A 14,588-nucleotide genomic window follows, 5' to 3' on the forward strand; every position below is an offset into this window, starting at 1 on the left:
GTGGGCGATCTCAGCATTCAGAATCTGGTCGTCGAGTACTACAGCGGCGGCTACGCCCTGCGGCCCATCAACGGGTTGAACCTCGACGTGGCGGCCGGCTCACTGGTGATCCTGCTCGGATCCAGCGGTTGCGGGAAGACGACGTTGCTGTCCTGCCTCGGTGGCATCCTGCGGCCGAAGTCGGGCGCCATCAAGTTCGACGACCTCGACATCACCTCCCTGGACGGCGCTGATCTGGCCAGGTACCGCCGCGACAAGGTGGGGATTGTCTTTCAGGCGTTCAATCTGGTGCCCAGCCTCACCGCGCAGGAGAACGTCATGGTTCCGCTGCGGGCGGCCGGCATGTCCCTCAAGGATTCCCGTCAGCGTGCCACCGAACTCCTGGAGCGGGTCAGCCTCGGCGACCGGATGAAGCATCGCCCCGGCGACCTGAGCGGCGGTCAACAGCAGCGGGTGGCCGTCGCGCGCGCGATCGCGCTGGATCCGCCCTTGATCCTGGCCGACGAACCGACCGCCCACCTCGACTTCATCCAAGTCGAGGAGGTGCTGCGCTTGATTCGCGAACTCGCCGACGGGGACCGGGTGGTGGTCGTGGCGACCCACGACGGCCGGATGCTGCCGATGGCCGACCGGGTCGTCGAATTGACGCCGAATTTCGTGGACAGTAACCGGCCGCCGGAGACATTCGAGCTCAAAGCCGGCGAGGTGTTGTTCGAACAGAGCACCATGGGCGAACTCATCTATGTGGTCAAAGAGGGGGAGTTCGACCTGGTTCACGAAATGGCCGACGGCGGTGAGGAATTGATCAAGGTAGCCGGTCCCGGGGACTATTTCGGTGAAATGGGCGTGCTCTTTCACATGCCGCGTTCGGCGACGGCTCGCGCCCGGACCGACGCCACCGTCGTCGGTTACACAGCACAGGCCTTCCGCGGACGCCTGGGCATGGGTGGCGTGCGCCATATGATCGAGCATCGCGAGCTGGGCGAGGACTGAAAGTCACTGCGCCAACTACGGGCGAACGACGACCCGAACAATTCGAACCCGCCGACGAATAGTCGGGTTGAACGGATCTGACCGTCTCCTCGTCATGCGGATTGGACTGGTGTCGCCGACACTGTGTCTGTTCGCGCGGGAAGGACGGTGGGTATGGAGCCGGGGGATGACGATTTCACCGAGGACAAACCCGCTCCATCCTGGCGCGCAGCGCTGAGCAGGCGTGGCGCGCTGCTGGGGCTGAGCGCCGTGGCAGGTTTCGCCGCGGTGGACGTGGGTGCGTTCGCGTGTGCGGGAGCTTGGTTGCGACCCGACGCGTTGACACCGGAACGATTCGCCGATCGCTTCGAGCAGGTGTACGGCCGACATCAGGGTTTTCGTCGCAACCACGCCAAAGGCCTCAGTGCGGCAGGGACTTTCGAGAGCAACGGAGCCGGTGCGGCAATCTGCCGAGCTTCGGTATTGCGCAGCGGGACGGTCCCGGTGGTCGGCCGCTTCTCATTGGGCGGTGGTTTGCCCGATCAATCCGACAAGCCTGACACGGTCCGCGGGTTGGGGCTGGCGTTCCAGCCGCCCGACGGAAAGCAATGGCGCACCGCAATGGTCAACCTGCCCGTCTTCACCGACAGCACCCCGGAGGGGTTCTTCGAGCGACTCCTGGCTTCCAAGCCGAACCCGGACACTGGAAAGCCGGACCCGCAGCGGATGGCGGACTTCATGGAGCGGCATCCGGAAACCGCTGCGGCTATGAAGATCATCAAACAGACACCGCCCAGCGCCGGCTTCGCTGACAGCGCGTACCACGGGTTGAACGCGTTTCGCTTCACCAACGAGGCTGGTGCGACGGTCGCGGTGCGTTGGTCGTTGTTGCCGGTTGATGCGTCGGCTGGTCAGGCGCCCTCGCCCGGCAAGGACTACCTTTTCGACGAACTCATCCGCACGGCAGCGCGGCGACCGCTGCGGTGGCGCCTGCTGCTGACGGTCGGGGAGTCCGGCGACCCGACCCATGACGCCACCAAGCCGTGGCCGCCTTCGCGTCGCACCATCGACGCGGGGCTCCTCACCATCACGGCGGTGCAGACCGAAGCACCCGGCAATGCTCGTGACGTCAACTTCGACCCGACGGTGTTGCCGGACGGCATGGCGTTATCCGACGATCCGCTGCCGGCCGCCCGGGCCGGGGTGTACGCGCGGTCGTTCACCCGTCGTGCCGAAGAACGCAAGTCGCCGAGCGAGGTGCGCGTTTGATGGCCGAATCAGCGAGCAGTGCACCACGTTTCGCTATGGCGTCGCGGATTCTGCATTGGTTGATGGCGCCGATGGTGATCGCCCAACTCGTAATCGGCGTGACGATGATCGCGTCACTGACGTATTACCCGGTGCTGCTGAAGATTCACCGTCCGCTAGGGGTGCTGATCCTGATCTTCGCTGTGATACGGCTGATCAATCGGCTCACCCACACGCTGCCGCCTTTTCTGGCGACCATGGGACCGCTCGAACGCCGTGTCGCTTCGTGGTCGGAATACCTGCTGTACGCCCTGCTGATCGTCCAGCCACTGACCGGGTGGGCGATGCTATCGGCGGCAAGGTCGCCCGTCGTGTCGTTGGGGCCGTTTGAACTGCCGGGTATCGCTCCGGCCAACATCGACGTGTACGCCGTGCTGCGCGAATGCCACGGTGTCTTCGCTTTTCTGCTGTTCCTGACCTTCACCGCCCATGTCTGCGCGGTGCTGTTCCACACGCTGGTCCTGCGCGACGGGATCATTGACCGAATGGCGTTGTGGCCCAGCAGGCGTCACTGAGTCCCACCCTGTCAACGGTGGTGCTGGGCAAAGAACTGCCAGATGGTGTCGGTGGCATCGAGTGCTGTCGAGAGCTCCGGTAGGCCGAGCCGGTCCAAGACGGGTCCGCGTACACCGCCAGGCCATTGATGGCCGGCGTCGGCGACCGAAATCAACTGCACTGTGCGGCCTTCCGGACAGGCGGCCGTTTCGGTGGTGACCACACCGGAGGCGGTCGAACTCGGTGCCGGGCACCTGTCGATGGCGCGCCAGGCGGCGGTCACCATCGGCACCGGTGGACCGTCGACCCGCGGGCTGCCGTCAGATTTCAACGTCTTACCGGGTCCGCCGTTGTAAGGCACGCTGGCATCGGCGGTACCGTGGATTTGCAGCACGGAGGTCGGTCGTGCCCGCGAACAATTGGTCACCATAGTGCCCGCAACCGGAGCGACAGCGGCGAATATGTCGGTGTCACAGGCTAATCGGAGCGACATCATGGCTCCATTTGACATGCCTGTGACATACACGCGCGCCGGGTCGATGGCGGTCTGTTTTCCGATCACGCGAACCGTGGCGGTGATGAAGCCGACGTCGTCGATTTGGGAGTGCGCGGGATTCCCACAGCATGAACCGGCGTTCCAGGCCCGCCCCTGGCCGTCCGGATAAGCGACCAGGAAGTTTCCTCTGTCCGCCTCGCGGTCCCAATGGTAGGAGTGTTCGGCTTGGGCACCGTTGCCGAATCCGCCGTGCAGCATCACCACCAACGGTGCCGCCCCGGTCAAGCCCTGCGGGCGGTACAGGTGAAACGTCCTGCTACTACCGGCCCACTCGATGCTCTGCGAGGACTGCCCGGCCGGAATTGTCTGGCCCTCTGGAGATCCAACAGCATGCCGATTGCCGGGGCACCCCACCAGCAAAGCGGCTAGCACGGCAACCACCAACGCGGCGCGGGCCCGAGCACCTAGCGATGCCATCAGCCCATAGTGACAGCAGGTCGAACCCCGGCCAAGATACGGGCGCTCAGCAACGCGGCGAGCATCACCGAGACGCACGCCAGGCCCTCGTCTTTGAGGCCCCATTTGACCGCGGCGAGGATCGCCGCTCCCGCCACGCAGAGCAGTACGCCGACCACCGTGCCGCGCCCGGTTGAGGTGACGGGCCCGACGCCGTCCCACCCTGGCAGCGGATCGTTCTCCAACGGACGCAACGTCACGAAAAGCACTGCCACCGCGGCGATCATGATGACGAGCTGCTCAAAGGTAATCATGAGGAAATCCGGCTGGCCCGGGTAGCGAGGGTGCCCGAAGGTGTCGAAAAGCACGTGCACGGCCAGCAGTGCGGGCATGTGCCAGAGGTACAGGGTCATCGCGCCGGAGTTGCCGATCGCGGTCAACCACCACACCCGCGGTCGCCGCGCCCACCGGTTGATTGCGGGGGCCGCGGCGATTGCCAACGCGCTCAACACGATTGCATGCCCTGCCAGCAGCAGCGAAGGGGGACTCATGTTCGGCAGGTGCTGACCCTCGATGCCCACCAGACTCAGTTCATAGGGCCCCCACTGCACCAGCGCTACGTCTACCCCCAACAGCACCGCCGCAATGACCAGCGCTGCCCGCCGGGTCAGTAGTCCGCGCCGGTAGGCGACCCCGAACATCCCCGGGATCACCCAGGCCGCGAGATTGAGGTAGCCGAGTGACGCCGCGTCGGACCAGTGCAACCGGATGGCGTCGATGACGGCGACCATCGCGTAGACGCCGATGACGCCGGCGGCCAGACGGGCGGGGGTGGTAATGCGGTACAGCGCCGGGATCACGGCGAGTACCGCCACGTAGACGCCGAGGAACCACAGCAGCTGAATGCTGATGCCGGCGACGGGCTCGTAGACATGTTCCGGAAGTACCGGATACAGCGCGGTCAGTGCGACCGCCCAGAAGGCGAGGTAGTAGAACACTGGCCGGAAGAGCCGGGTGCAGCGCTTCATCAGCCACCCGCCCCAGTTGGTGCCGGGATGCCACGATGTCAGGCATGCCGCGGTGCCGGCGAAGAAGAACAGCGGCATGATCTGGAAAATCCAGGTCAAAGCCTGAAAGACCGTTGACGTAGTGAGCAGGTTGTCCCAGATGAGCACGCCGCCGCGGATGGTGCTGATTGCCATTACGGTGTGGCCGATCACCACGCCGAGCAGGGCGGTGATCCGGATGACGTCGATTGCGCGGTCGCGGTCGGCGGGCGTGCGCGCGGCCAATTCAGTAGGGCTAGGAAACCCCATCAGTGTGGTCATTCAAGCAGCATCGCCGTTCGCGGCGGGGCTACGCCTGCGTAGTTCTACTCGTCCTGCCCACGTATAGCTACGCGAGTCCTCCGGCACCGGCCAGCCCGGAGGTGCTGCATTTCGGCGGCCGCCCCGGCCGTCAGAAATTCCGGCGCCGCTACCCGGCATTCGATCGGCTCCCGCCTCAGCAACCTGACGCCAAACCGCGCCTATTACATCGGTGCAGCTTGTTGGGTCAGGGTGAAGAAAAGGTAGGCGATGCAGAAAAGAAAGTTCAGCGCTACCAGAATCAAGCCCGCACATAACACGGCATGTCTGCAACGCCGTTGTACATGTGCGACTTTCGCGCTCTTCTTCTCGAGATTGTAGTGAGTGGCGATGAGCGCGAAGTTGACGTCAGTCATTTCTTGGTCCGCTACGGGTGAACCGATCGCCAATTGCTGAAGGCGCTTCGGCGGGATGTCCACGCCCACGCCCGCGAAGCGCCGACTCAGCCGACGCGCCTGCCCGCGGCCAAGAATCTGACCTCGCATCTGCAGCTGGTGCGAGAGTCTGCGTCGTTCGTCGCCCCAAGGGTTCGACGGGGTCGTCACAAGGCCGAAGTCTATGTTGTTCGTCACGTTTTTTGGAGATAACTCGACCCGAATTTCCGGCGGATTTCGGACTTCTCACCGCAGCCGCTCGGTGGGGACCCCGAAGCGCTCCGGTCTGGCCCACAAGATCCCCGGCCGCGACTGATCGGCGCTTTGGCGATGGCCGCCACCCGTATCGCGCTGGATGACTGGCTGAGCCATGGTGGATCGTTACCCGAATGGGTGGCGGACTGGCCGTCATCTCGATCGAGTGAGCGCCTCGACGATGATGCGGGTGGTCAACTCGGCTCGCTCGCGTGAGTACCTTTGGGCGTCGGACAGAATCGGGTAAACCACGCCGCCGACGATTGCGTCCGCCGCGGACTCGGCAACCTTGGTCTCGATGTCGTCGGCGATCAGACGTGTCCGGACACTGTCATGCAGCGGTTTGCTGAATCCGGTGCGCAGCTTGACGGCCGTGTCCTCATGCTCCATGCCGGCCACAGTCAAGGTTCGCAACATCGCCGAACCTCTGGCCGTGGTCAGACTCGCGACGAGCTTGCCCACCCATTCGACGACGTCCGCTGCAAGGTCGTCAGTGTGGTTCATCGTCGCCAGGATCCTGTCGGCGTCTTCCAGCATCACATCGGCGACGAGTGCGGGGCGGCTGCGCCACCAGCGGTAGATGGTCTGCTTGCCCACCCCGGCTCTGGCCGCCACCGCCTCGATGGTCAAGCCGTCGAAGCCCCGCTCGAGCAGCAACTCACGCGTGGCGGTCACGATGGCCGTGCGCGACTTCTGGCTGCGGCGACGAGGGGTGCTCGTCTCAGTGAGTTCCGATGGCATCAGGGGTGGTCCCGTTCGACTTCCTGGCGGCAGGCTTGTTACTCTGCCACAAGACGAGACGGTTCGTCTTGTGAGGTCGAAAGGATAGCAGTCCGTGGGGGCGAAGCGCAGCACATTCGGGCGGCTTTCCGAACGGGCACGCCGGTGACCCTGGGACTGACCGCCGAGCAGCAGGAACTGAGCGATGCAGTCGGGCAGTTCGCCGCCCGCCACGCTCCGGTCGCCGCGACGCGAGAGAGCTTCGGCGCGCTGGCCCGCGGGGAGCTTCCCGCTTGGTGGGATGCGCTGGTGGCCAACGGCTTCCACGCCGTCCATCTACCGGAGGACGTTGGCGGGCAGGGCGGGCAACTGATCGACAGCGCATGTGTGCTGGAAGCCGCGGCAAAGGCGTTGCTACCCGGTCCGTTGCTGCCGACGGTGGCGGCGGGTGCTGTTGCGCTGCAAGCAGATCCGACACCGGCCAGGGAAGCGCTGTTGAGCGGGTTGGCCGCCGGTAGGCCCGCCTTGGTGGTACTACCCGGCAACGGCCACTTCCACGCCCGGCCCGACGGTGACCATTGGCTGGTCTCCGGCGCATCGGACGTCACCGCGGGAGCGTGTTCGGCCGAGGTGATCCTGGTCGCGGCCCGTAACCCGGACGACGACCTGGTATGGGTCAGCGTGGATCCCGGAAAGCGCACGGCCACAATCGAATCGGTCGAGGGCACCGACATCGTGACCGACGTCGGTCGACTGCGCCTGGCTGACCACCGCACCGACGAGGTACTGACCGGCATCGATCCCGAGCGGGCCGAATGCGTCGTCGTCGGGCTAGTGGCCGCTACGACGGCCGGCATCACCCAGTGGTGTGTCGAAGCGGTCACGGCGCACCTGCGCATCCGCGAGCAGTTCGGCAAGGTCATCGGCACCTTCCAGGCGCTGCAGCACAGCGCGGCGATGCTGCTGATCAACAGCGAGTTGGCCACCGCGGCGGCGTGGGATGCGGTGCGCGCCCAGGACGAATCGCTGGACCAGCACCGGATTGCTGCGGCCGGCGCGGCGGTTATAGCCATCTCGCCGGTGCCCGACCTGGTGCTGGACGCGCTGACCATGTTCGGTGCCATCGGCTTCACCTGGGAACACGATGTGCATCTGTACTGGCGGCGGGCGATCAGCCTGGCGGCATCAATCGGCCACGCGAACCGCTGGGCACGCCGGCTGGGGCGGCTGACCTGCACGCAGCAACGTGACATGTCGGTCAACTTGGGCGACGCAGACTCGGAATTCCGCTCCTGGGTGGCCCAAAAATTGGACGCGGCACTGCAATTGCGCAACGACCAACCTGGACGACAGGGTGATTACGAAGACTTCAAGACGGGGCCGCAACGCACACTGATCGCCGACGCGGGGTTGATCGCGCCGCACTGGCCGCCACCATGGGGCTTGGACGCCGGTCCGCTGCGCCAGCTCATCATCGACGACGAATTCGCCAAGCGCCCGGAACTCGTCCGCCCGTCGCTGGGCATCGCCGAGTGGATCTTGCCCTCGGTGCTCCGTGCCGCACCCGAAGATCTGCAGGAGAAGCTGATACCGCCGACCCAGCGCGGTGAGATCGCGTGGTGCCAGCTGTTCAGCGAACCTGCCGCGGGTTCCGATCTGGCCGCGCTGACCACTCGCGCCACCAAGGTCGAGGACGGCTGGAATATCAACGGACACAAGATCTGGACGTCGGTGGCCCAGCGGGCCGACTACGGTGCGCTGCTGGCTCGCACCGATCCGGCGGCCAGCAAGCACCGCGGCATCGGTTACTTCATCCTCGATATGCGCACCCCCGGCATCGAGATCCAACCGATCAAGACCGCGACGGGTGAGGCACATTTCAACGAGGTATTCCTGACCGATGTCTTCGTGCCCGACGACATGCTGCTGGGAGACCCGGTCGGCGGCTGGAATCTGGCCATTGCCACCATGGCCGAAGAACGTTCGGCCATCAGCGGTTACGTCAAGTTCGACCGTGCCGCGGCCCTGCGTCGAATCGCCTCGGAAGCCGGACCGGACCGCGAAGACGCGCTGCGTGCGCTTGGCGAACTCGACGCCTACACCAACGCCATCCGGGCGCTCGGTGTGCGCGAGACGATCCGCCTCCTCGACGGCCAGCCGTCTGGGCCGGCGTCCAGCATTGCCAAGGTTGCGATGAATGTGTTGCTGCGCCGTACTTTCGAGGCCACGCTGCAGATGACTGGCCGGCTGGCGATGGTAGCGGTCTCCGACCCCCCCATCGTCGAGCCGTACCTGCACCTGCCCGCGGAGCTGATCGGCGGCGGGACCAGGGAAATTCAGCTGAACATCATCGCTCAGATGATCCTTGGCCTGCCCCGCAAATAACACAACGAGGAAGCGACATGGGATTACGCGGAGAAGCCGCAATCGTCGGGTATGTCGAATTGCCGCCCGAACGTCTCAACAAGGCCTCGCCCGCGCCCTTCGTGCTGGAACAGTGGGCCGAACTGGCCGCAAGCGCACTCGAGGATGCGGGCCTCACCGGTGACGTAGTAGACGGCATCGTGGCATCACACCTGGCCGAGTCACAGATCTTCGTCCCCTCGACTATCGCCGAATATCTCGGTGTCCCAGCACGATTCGCCGAGCTCGTAGACCTCGGGGGCGCCAGCGCCGCCGCCATGGTGTGGCGGGCCGCCGCCGCGATCGAACTCGGCATCTGCGACGCGGTGCTGTGTGCGCTGCCGGCGCGCTACATCACGCCGTCGTCCAAGAAGAAGCCCAGACCGATCGTGGACGCCATGTTCTTCGGCTCGTCGAGCAACCAGTACGGCTCCCCGCAAGCAGAATTCGAGATCCCCTACGGCAACCTCGGCCAGAACGGACCCTACGGCCAGGTAGCACAGCGCTACGCGGCCGTTTACGGATACGACGAGCGGGCCATGGCGAAACTTGTTGTCGACCAACGGGTCAACGCCAACCACACGGACGGCGCGATCTGGAGACACAAACCCCTCACCATCGACGATGTGCTCGCCAGCCCCGTCATCGCCGATCCTCTGCACATGCTGGAGATTGTGATGCCCTGCGTGGGTGGTGCCGCCGTCGTCGTCGCCAACGCCGATCTCGCGCGGCGATCCCGGCATCGGCCCGTGTGGATCCGGGGATTCGGCGAACATGTGCCGTTCAAAACTCCAACCTATGCCGACGATCTGCTGAACACCCCGATGAAGGCGGCCGCTGATACCGCGTTCGGTATGACGGACCTGGCACGCGACCAGATGGACATGGTCTCGATCTACGACTGCTACACGATCACCGTGATGCTGTCACTGGAGGACGCGGGCTTCTGCGAGAAGGGCAAGGGCCTGGACTTCATCGCTGAGCACGACCTCACTTTCCGTGGGGATTTCCCTCTCAACACCGCCGGGGGCCAATTGGGTTTCGGGCAAGCGGGATTGGCCGGCGGTATGCACCACGTGTGTGACGCCACACGGCAGATCATGGGCCGTGCCGGTGCGGCTCAAGTTGCCGACTGCAACCGGGCGTTCGTGTCGGGCAATGGCGGAATCCTGTCCGAGCAGACGGCGCTCATTCTCCAAGGCGATTGAGGGGAACAACCATGGCGATCAGCTTCGAACGGCCAATGCCGGTCAAGACACCCACCACCGCGCCATTCTGGGATGCGCTGGCTCAGCACCGCATCGTCATTCAGTACTCCCCGTCATCGCAGACCTATGTCTTCTACCCGAGAGTGCGGGCACCGCGGACGCTGGCCGACGACCTGGAATGGCGGGAGATCTCCGGGATGGGCACGCTGTACTCCTATACCGTGGCACGCCGGCCGGTCAGCCCGCATTTCGTCGATGCTGTCCCGCAGTTGCTGGCCATCGTCGAATGGGACGAGGGGCCAAGGTTTTCCACCGAGATGGTCAATGTCGAACCCGATCGGCTAAGCGTGGGCATGCGGGTACGGCCGGTGTTCTGCGACTACCCCGAGCACGACGTCACGATGCTGCGGTACGAGCCCGCCTGACGTTGCTCGCGCAGGAAAAGATCACATCTGCGCCCACACGATTTTGGTCTGCAGGTATGCGTCGAGTCCCGCTTTGCCGGACTCGTAGCCCCAACCGGACTGCTTGTACCCGCCGAATGGTACGGAGTGGTCGAATTGCATCTGGCAGTTCAGGCCGACGGTTCCGGCCTTGAGCCGCTTGGCAATCCGGTGTGCGCGACCGAGGTCTGTGGTCCACGCGGTGGCGGCCAGCCCGTAGGTGCTGTCGTTCGCCAATGCGACCGCTTCGTCTTCGTCCTCGAACGGAAGAATCGTCACCACGGGCCCGAAGATCTCCTCTTGGAAGAGCCGGCTGCTGGTCGAGACGTTGGTCAGCACGGTCGGGTGCACGAAATATCCGGTTCGATCCAGGCGGTGTCCACCGGTGACGACCTCGACACCGTCGGACTTGCCCTGGTCGATATATCCCAGTACGCGGGAGAGTTGCTTCTGGCTGATCAGCGGGCCGATCATGACGCCGTCTTCCTTGGGGCCGCCCAGTTTCAGGTTGTTCCCCATCGCCGCGACGCGCTGCACGACCTCCTCGTAGACGCCACGCTGCGCGAAGATGCGCGACCCGCACACGCAGGCCTGGCCGGAGTGGATGAAGGTGCCGAAGGATGCGACGGCCGTGGCCAGATCCAGATTGGCGTCGTCGAAGATGACGACCGGCGACTTTCCGCCGAGTTCCAGCGTGATCTTCTTCAGGTTGCTCTGGCCCGAGGCCGCCACGATGGCCCTACCGACCTCGGTCGATCCGGTGAACGCGACCTTGTCGACGTCGGGGTGCGCGGTGATTGCAGCACCGGCGGTGTGGCCGTAGCCGATCACCATGTTCGCGACGCCGTCCGGCACGCCGGCTTCTGCCAGGATTCGTTCCAGCACGATCGCCGACAGCGGAGTCTCCTCAGCGGGCTTGACAACGCTGCTGCAGCCCGCCGCGAGTGACGGCGCGAGCTTGGCGCAGAAGTTGAACACCGGACCGTTCCACGGAAAGATCAGTCCGACAACGTCATACGGTTCCTTGAGCGTGTAGGCGTGCAGGCGCGAGTCAATGCCGGTAAGCCCGCTCGCGTTCACGTCCACGGCGATGCCCTCGATCTTGGTGCACCATCCCGCGTAGTACCGGAACCACTCGGAACCCACCGAGACAATCATCTCGGCTTGACCCGGCGGCATGCCGGCGTTGAGCGCTTCCAATTCGGCCAGGATGTCCTTGTTCTCGTCGATCAAGTCGGCGACTTTCCACAGCACCTTGGCCCGCTCGCTGGGGGGCAGCAGCTTCCACACGCCCGACTCAGACGACTCCTTCGCCCGCGCGACGGCGTCGTTGACCGCTTCCGTGCCGCAGTCGGTGAACTCGGTGATCTGTTCTTCGGTGGCGGGATCGATGATCGGAATAACCTCACCGGTGCCCGGGCGCTCCCGGATTTCGTCCAAAACAGCCTGGACCGTCATCGGTACTCCTCCTTGAGTATCTGCCTCGTCATGGCGAGGTTATGCGCTTAACCAAGCAATGTCCAGAGTTGCACAGCGGGTGGTTCAGGTAGACATGCGCACGACTACCCGGGCGATGTCGGTGATGTCGGGAGACGGCGGGGCCGGGTATCCCAGCCGTTCGTAAACGGCGGCGATGGCGGCATCGGCGACGGCATTCGGGTCGAACTGCACCGTAGTCAACGGCGGGGTGCTGACCATGCCCATGGTGCTGGCGTCGACCCCCATGACGGCGAGATCGGTCGGGCAGTGCAGTCCGGCCAGGTGCATGCCGTACAGCACCAGGCAGGCGATCTCATCACTCTGCGCACAGACCGCCGTCACCCCAGCGCGCACCCAGTCGGCGACCACCGCAGCGGCGTTGTCCACGGTGATCTCGGCGACCGGTACGGGCGGCAGGTCGCGCGACTCGGCCGCGCGGGCGACGCCTTCAAGCCAGTACTCGCCCAGCGCCCGCCACTTGGCGATGCCGGTATTGGCGAAGGCGATGTGCCGGTGGCCGCGCGCCACCAGATGCGCGATGCGCATCTCACCGACCGCGAGGTGAGGATCGCCGAGGGCCGGCAACGTTCCGATCTCGACGAGTGGGATGCCCGCGGTTGTCACCGCGCGAGAAGCTGCCTCGCTGAGCGGGAACAGGCTGGTGACCGCGACCGGATCGAGATTCTCGATCGCGTCGACGACGTGATGGTCGTCCTCGGTCTCGAAGATCTGCACCTGCAGCAAACCCAGCCTTGCCAGCTCGGTGGTCATCCGACTCCCCGCTTGCATGGGCATGTCACCCACCGCCACGTGCGGCACGACGTAGAGCACCACGCCGCTCTTGCCGCGGGCCAAATTGCGCGCCGCCAGATTGGGGCGGTAACCGAGCAATTTCGCGGCGCGGTTGACCGCGTCCCTGGTCTGTGCGGAGATCCGGCGGCCCTCGGCGTTGTTGAGGACATAGCTGACGGTGGCGGTCGACACGTCCGCCAGGCGAGCCACGTCGGCGGTGGTGGGCCGCACACCTTTATCCGTGCTCAACTCGTCACCTTCCGGGCACCGTGATGCCTCATCGTGGCACGCCCAGCCGGATCGCGGTGAGCGGTGCACGCCTCACAGCCGATCCAGATCGACTAATAGTGCGTCACCAGACGAGGACTATCGGTATCTAGAAGCCGCACAACCTCGTACAACAGGTCTTACATCGTTGACACTGCGATTGGAACCATTGTCTACTAGTCAGCGAAACGGGGTGCAGACCATGGACAAAAACAATCTGATCCTGATCAGCGTCGACGACCACATCGCCGAGCCGGCGGACATGTTCGATGCGCATGTGCCCGCAAAGTACAAACACCTCGCCCCCCGGGTGGTCGTCGAACCCGACGGCATTCAGCAGTGGTATTACGGGGAGATCCGCGGACGGAACATGGAGTTGAATGCGGTCGCGGGCAAACCCCGCGAGATGTACAACGTCGACGCCTCACGCTACGACGAGATGCGGCCCGGCTGCTTCAATGTCGACGAGCGGGTCCGCGATATGAACGCGGGCGGGCAGCTGGCCGGCTTGAATTTTCCGAACTTCACCGGCTTCTCCGGGCAGGTGCTCAACCAGGGACCTGACCGCGACGTCAACCTGGTGATGATCAAGGCCTACAACGACTGGCATGTGGACGAGTGGTGCGCCGCCTACCCGGGCCGGTTCATTCCCTGCGGCATCCTGCCGCTCTATGACGTGGCCGAAGCGGCCAAAGAGGTAAAGCGACTCGCGGACAAGGGCTGTCACGCGGTGACGTTCTCGGAGAATCCGGAAGCGCTGCAGATGCCCAGCATCCACACCAAGTACTGGTATCCCCTGTTCGAAGCGGTGTGCGACAACGACACTGTGCTGTGCACCCACGTTGGCTCGGCCTCGCGTTCACCGATGGTATCGATGGACGCTCCGGCCAGCGTGATGATGACGGCCTCGTCGATGATGAGCATGTTCACCTTCACCGAGCTGATCTGGGCCGAGTTCTGGGCTGACTTCCCGAAGCTGAAGTTCTCGCTCACCGAGGGTGACGTCGGCTGGATGCCGTACTTCCTGTGGCGCGCCGAGCATGTCTATCAACGCCATTCGGGGTGGACGCTGGCCAAGTTCCCGCAGGGTTACGCGGGACCCGCCGATGTCTTTCGGCGACACTTCTACACCTGCTTCATCAGCGACAAGGTCGGCGTACAGAACATGAACTGGTTCAACGAGGACATGTTGTGCTGGGAGTCTGATTTCCCGCATTCCGACAGCAACTGGCCCTTCGCGCCGGAGGACGTGATCGAGACGATGGGTCACCTCGACGATGCCGTCATCAATAAGATCACCCACGAAAACGCCATGGCCGCCTACTCTTTCGACCCCTTCCGGCACATCCCCAAGGAACAGGCGCGCGCCGGCCGGCTACGCAGCCAGGCGGGTGACGTCGACGTCGTGACCCATGTCGGCCACGAGGCCAGCCAGCGCGACCGGGACGCGTGGACGCGAATGACTCAATTCGCCCTGCAAGCCCAGGGTGCCGGGCCGGTGACCGTGGAGGCCCCCGGAATCGCCGGGCGCGCGACCGCCCTGGGCAACTGAA

At 64.6% G+C, this 14,588-nt stretch carries 13 protein-coding genes and 1 pseudogene; 8 read left to right on the forward strand and 6 right to left on the reverse strand.

What is annotated here, in order from left to right; all coding sequences use genetic code 11:
* From A5636_RS22990 to A5636_RS23000, 3 genes are all read left to right on the forward strand, one after another.
* Nucleotides 1–993 (forward strand): ATP-binding cassette domain-containing protein, encoded by a 993-nt coding sequence (locus A5636_RS22990; protein ID WP_065160942.1) that lies wholly within the window; start codon nt 1–3, stop codon nt 991–993.
* Nucleotides 994–1,146: 153 nt separating this feature from the next.
* Nucleotides 1,147–2,241: a catalase family peroxidase gene (locus A5636_RS22995; RefSeq protein ID WP_253900677.1), complete on the forward strand. Its 1,095-nt coding sequence runs from the start codon at nt 1,147–1,149 to the stop codon at nt 2,239–2,241.
* On the forward strand, nt 2,241–2,795 hold the full coding sequence (locus A5636_RS23000) for a cytochrome b (RefSeq protein WP_065160943.1): 555 nt from the start codon (nt 2,241–2,243) through the stop codon (nt 2,793–2,795). The genes A5636_RS22995 and A5636_RS23000 overlap by 1 nt, the downstream gene beginning before the upstream one ends.
* 11 nt (nt 2,796–2,806) lie before the next feature.
* On the opposite strand, the gene A5636_RS23005 is transcribed toward A5636_RS23000, so the two are convergent.
* The 3 genes from A5636_RS23005 to A5636_RS23015 all read right to left on the reverse strand — a co-directional run bounded on the left by A5636_RS23005 (nt 2,807) and on the right by A5636_RS23015 (nt 5,639).
* Nucleotides 2,807–3,748, reverse strand: coding sequence for an alpha/beta hydrolase family esterase (locus A5636_RS23005; RefSeq protein ID WP_065160944.1), 942 nt, complete (start codon nt 3,746–3,748; stop codon nt 2,807–2,809).
* The gene (locus A5636_RS23010; protein WP_065160945.1) at nt 3,748–5,055 is read right to left on the reverse strand and encodes an acyltransferase family protein; all 1,308 of its coding nucleotides are present in this window, start codon (nt 5,053–5,055) and stop codon (nt 3,748–3,750) included. Before A5636_RS23010 ends, A5636_RS23005 begins: the two co-directional genes overlap by 1 nt.
* Nucleotides 5,056–5,258: 203 nt before the next feature.
* Nucleotides 5,259–5,639: a hypothetical protein gene (locus tag A5636_RS23015; RefSeq protein WP_065160968.1), complete on the reverse strand. Its 381-nt coding sequence runs from the start codon at nt 5,637–5,639 to the stop codon at nt 5,259–5,261.
* 120 nt (nt 5,640–5,759) lie between these two features.
* Here A5636_RS23015 and A5636_RS27970 point away from each other — a divergent pair.
* A pseudogene (locus A5636_RS27970) lies at nt 5,760–5,939 on the forward strand (hypothetical protein); the annotation flags it as partial.
* Here the strand turns inward: A5636_RS27970 and A5636_RS23020 are convergent.
* Entirely contained in the window at nt 5,877–6,464 is a 588-nt protein-coding gene (locus A5636_RS23020) for a TetR/AcrR family transcriptional regulator (protein WP_065160946.1), read from the reverse strand. The pseudogene A5636_RS27970 and the gene A5636_RS23020 overlap by 63 nt on opposite strands.
* 144 nt (nt 6,465–6,608) lie before the next feature.
* Here A5636_RS23020 and A5636_RS23025 point away from each other — a divergent pair, with 144 nt between their 5' ends.
* From A5636_RS23025 to A5636_RS23035, 3 genes are read left to right on the forward strand one after another with little or no spacing between them, the layout of a single operon-like run.
* The gene (locus A5636_RS23025) at nt 6,609–8,828 is read left to right on the forward strand and encodes an acyl-CoA dehydrogenase (protein WP_065160947.1); all 2,220 of its coding nucleotides are present in this window, start codon (nt 6,609–6,611) and stop codon (nt 8,826–8,828) included.
* A 17-nt stretch (nt 8,829–8,845) separates the two neighbouring features.
* Entirely contained in the window at nt 8,846–10,054 is a 1,209-nt protein-coding gene (locus A5636_RS23030; protein WP_065160948.1) for a thiolase family protein, read from the forward strand.
* A gap of 11 nt (nt 10,055–10,065) precedes the next feature.
* The gene (locus A5636_RS23035; protein WP_065160949.1) at nt 10,066–10,479 is read left to right on the forward strand and encodes a Zn-ribbon domain-containing OB-fold protein; all 414 of its coding nucleotides are present in this window, start codon (nt 10,066–10,068) and stop codon (nt 10,477–10,479) included.
* Between the two features lie 21 nt (nt 10,480–10,500).
* Here the strand turns inward: A5636_RS23035 and A5636_RS23040 are convergent, their stop codons facing one another.
* Together A5636_RS23040 and A5636_RS23045 are read right to left on the reverse strand one after the other, a co-directional pair.
* Complete coding sequence (locus A5636_RS23040) at nt 10,501–11,955, reverse strand: aldehyde dehydrogenase family protein (RefSeq protein WP_065160950.1); 1,455 nt, start codon at nt 11,953–11,955, stop codon at nt 10,501–10,503.
* An 84-nt stretch (nt 11,956–12,039) separates the two neighbouring features.
* Nucleotides 12,040–13,017, reverse strand: a complete 978-nt coding sequence (locus A5636_RS23045; RefSeq protein WP_065160969.1) for a LacI family DNA-binding transcriptional regulator — start codon at nt 13,015–13,017, stop codon at nt 12,040–12,042.
* Between the two features lie 220 nt (nt 13,018–13,237).
* Here A5636_RS23045 and A5636_RS23050 point away from each other — a divergent pair, with 220 nt between their 5' ends.
* Nucleotides 13,238–14,587 carry an amidohydrolase family protein gene (locus A5636_RS23050; protein ID WP_065160970.1) on the forward strand — a complete coding sequence of 450 codons (1,350 nt, stop codon included), beginning with the start codon at nt 13,238–13,240 and terminating at the stop codon, nt 14,585–14,587.
* The last annotated feature ends 1 nt before the right edge of the window (nt 14,588 follow it).

Source organism: Mycobacterium asiaticum (assembly GCF_001673315.1).
Classification (GTDB): Bacteria; Actinomycetota; Actinomycetes; order Mycobacteriales; family Mycobacteriaceae; genus Mycobacterium; species Mycobacterium asiaticum_B.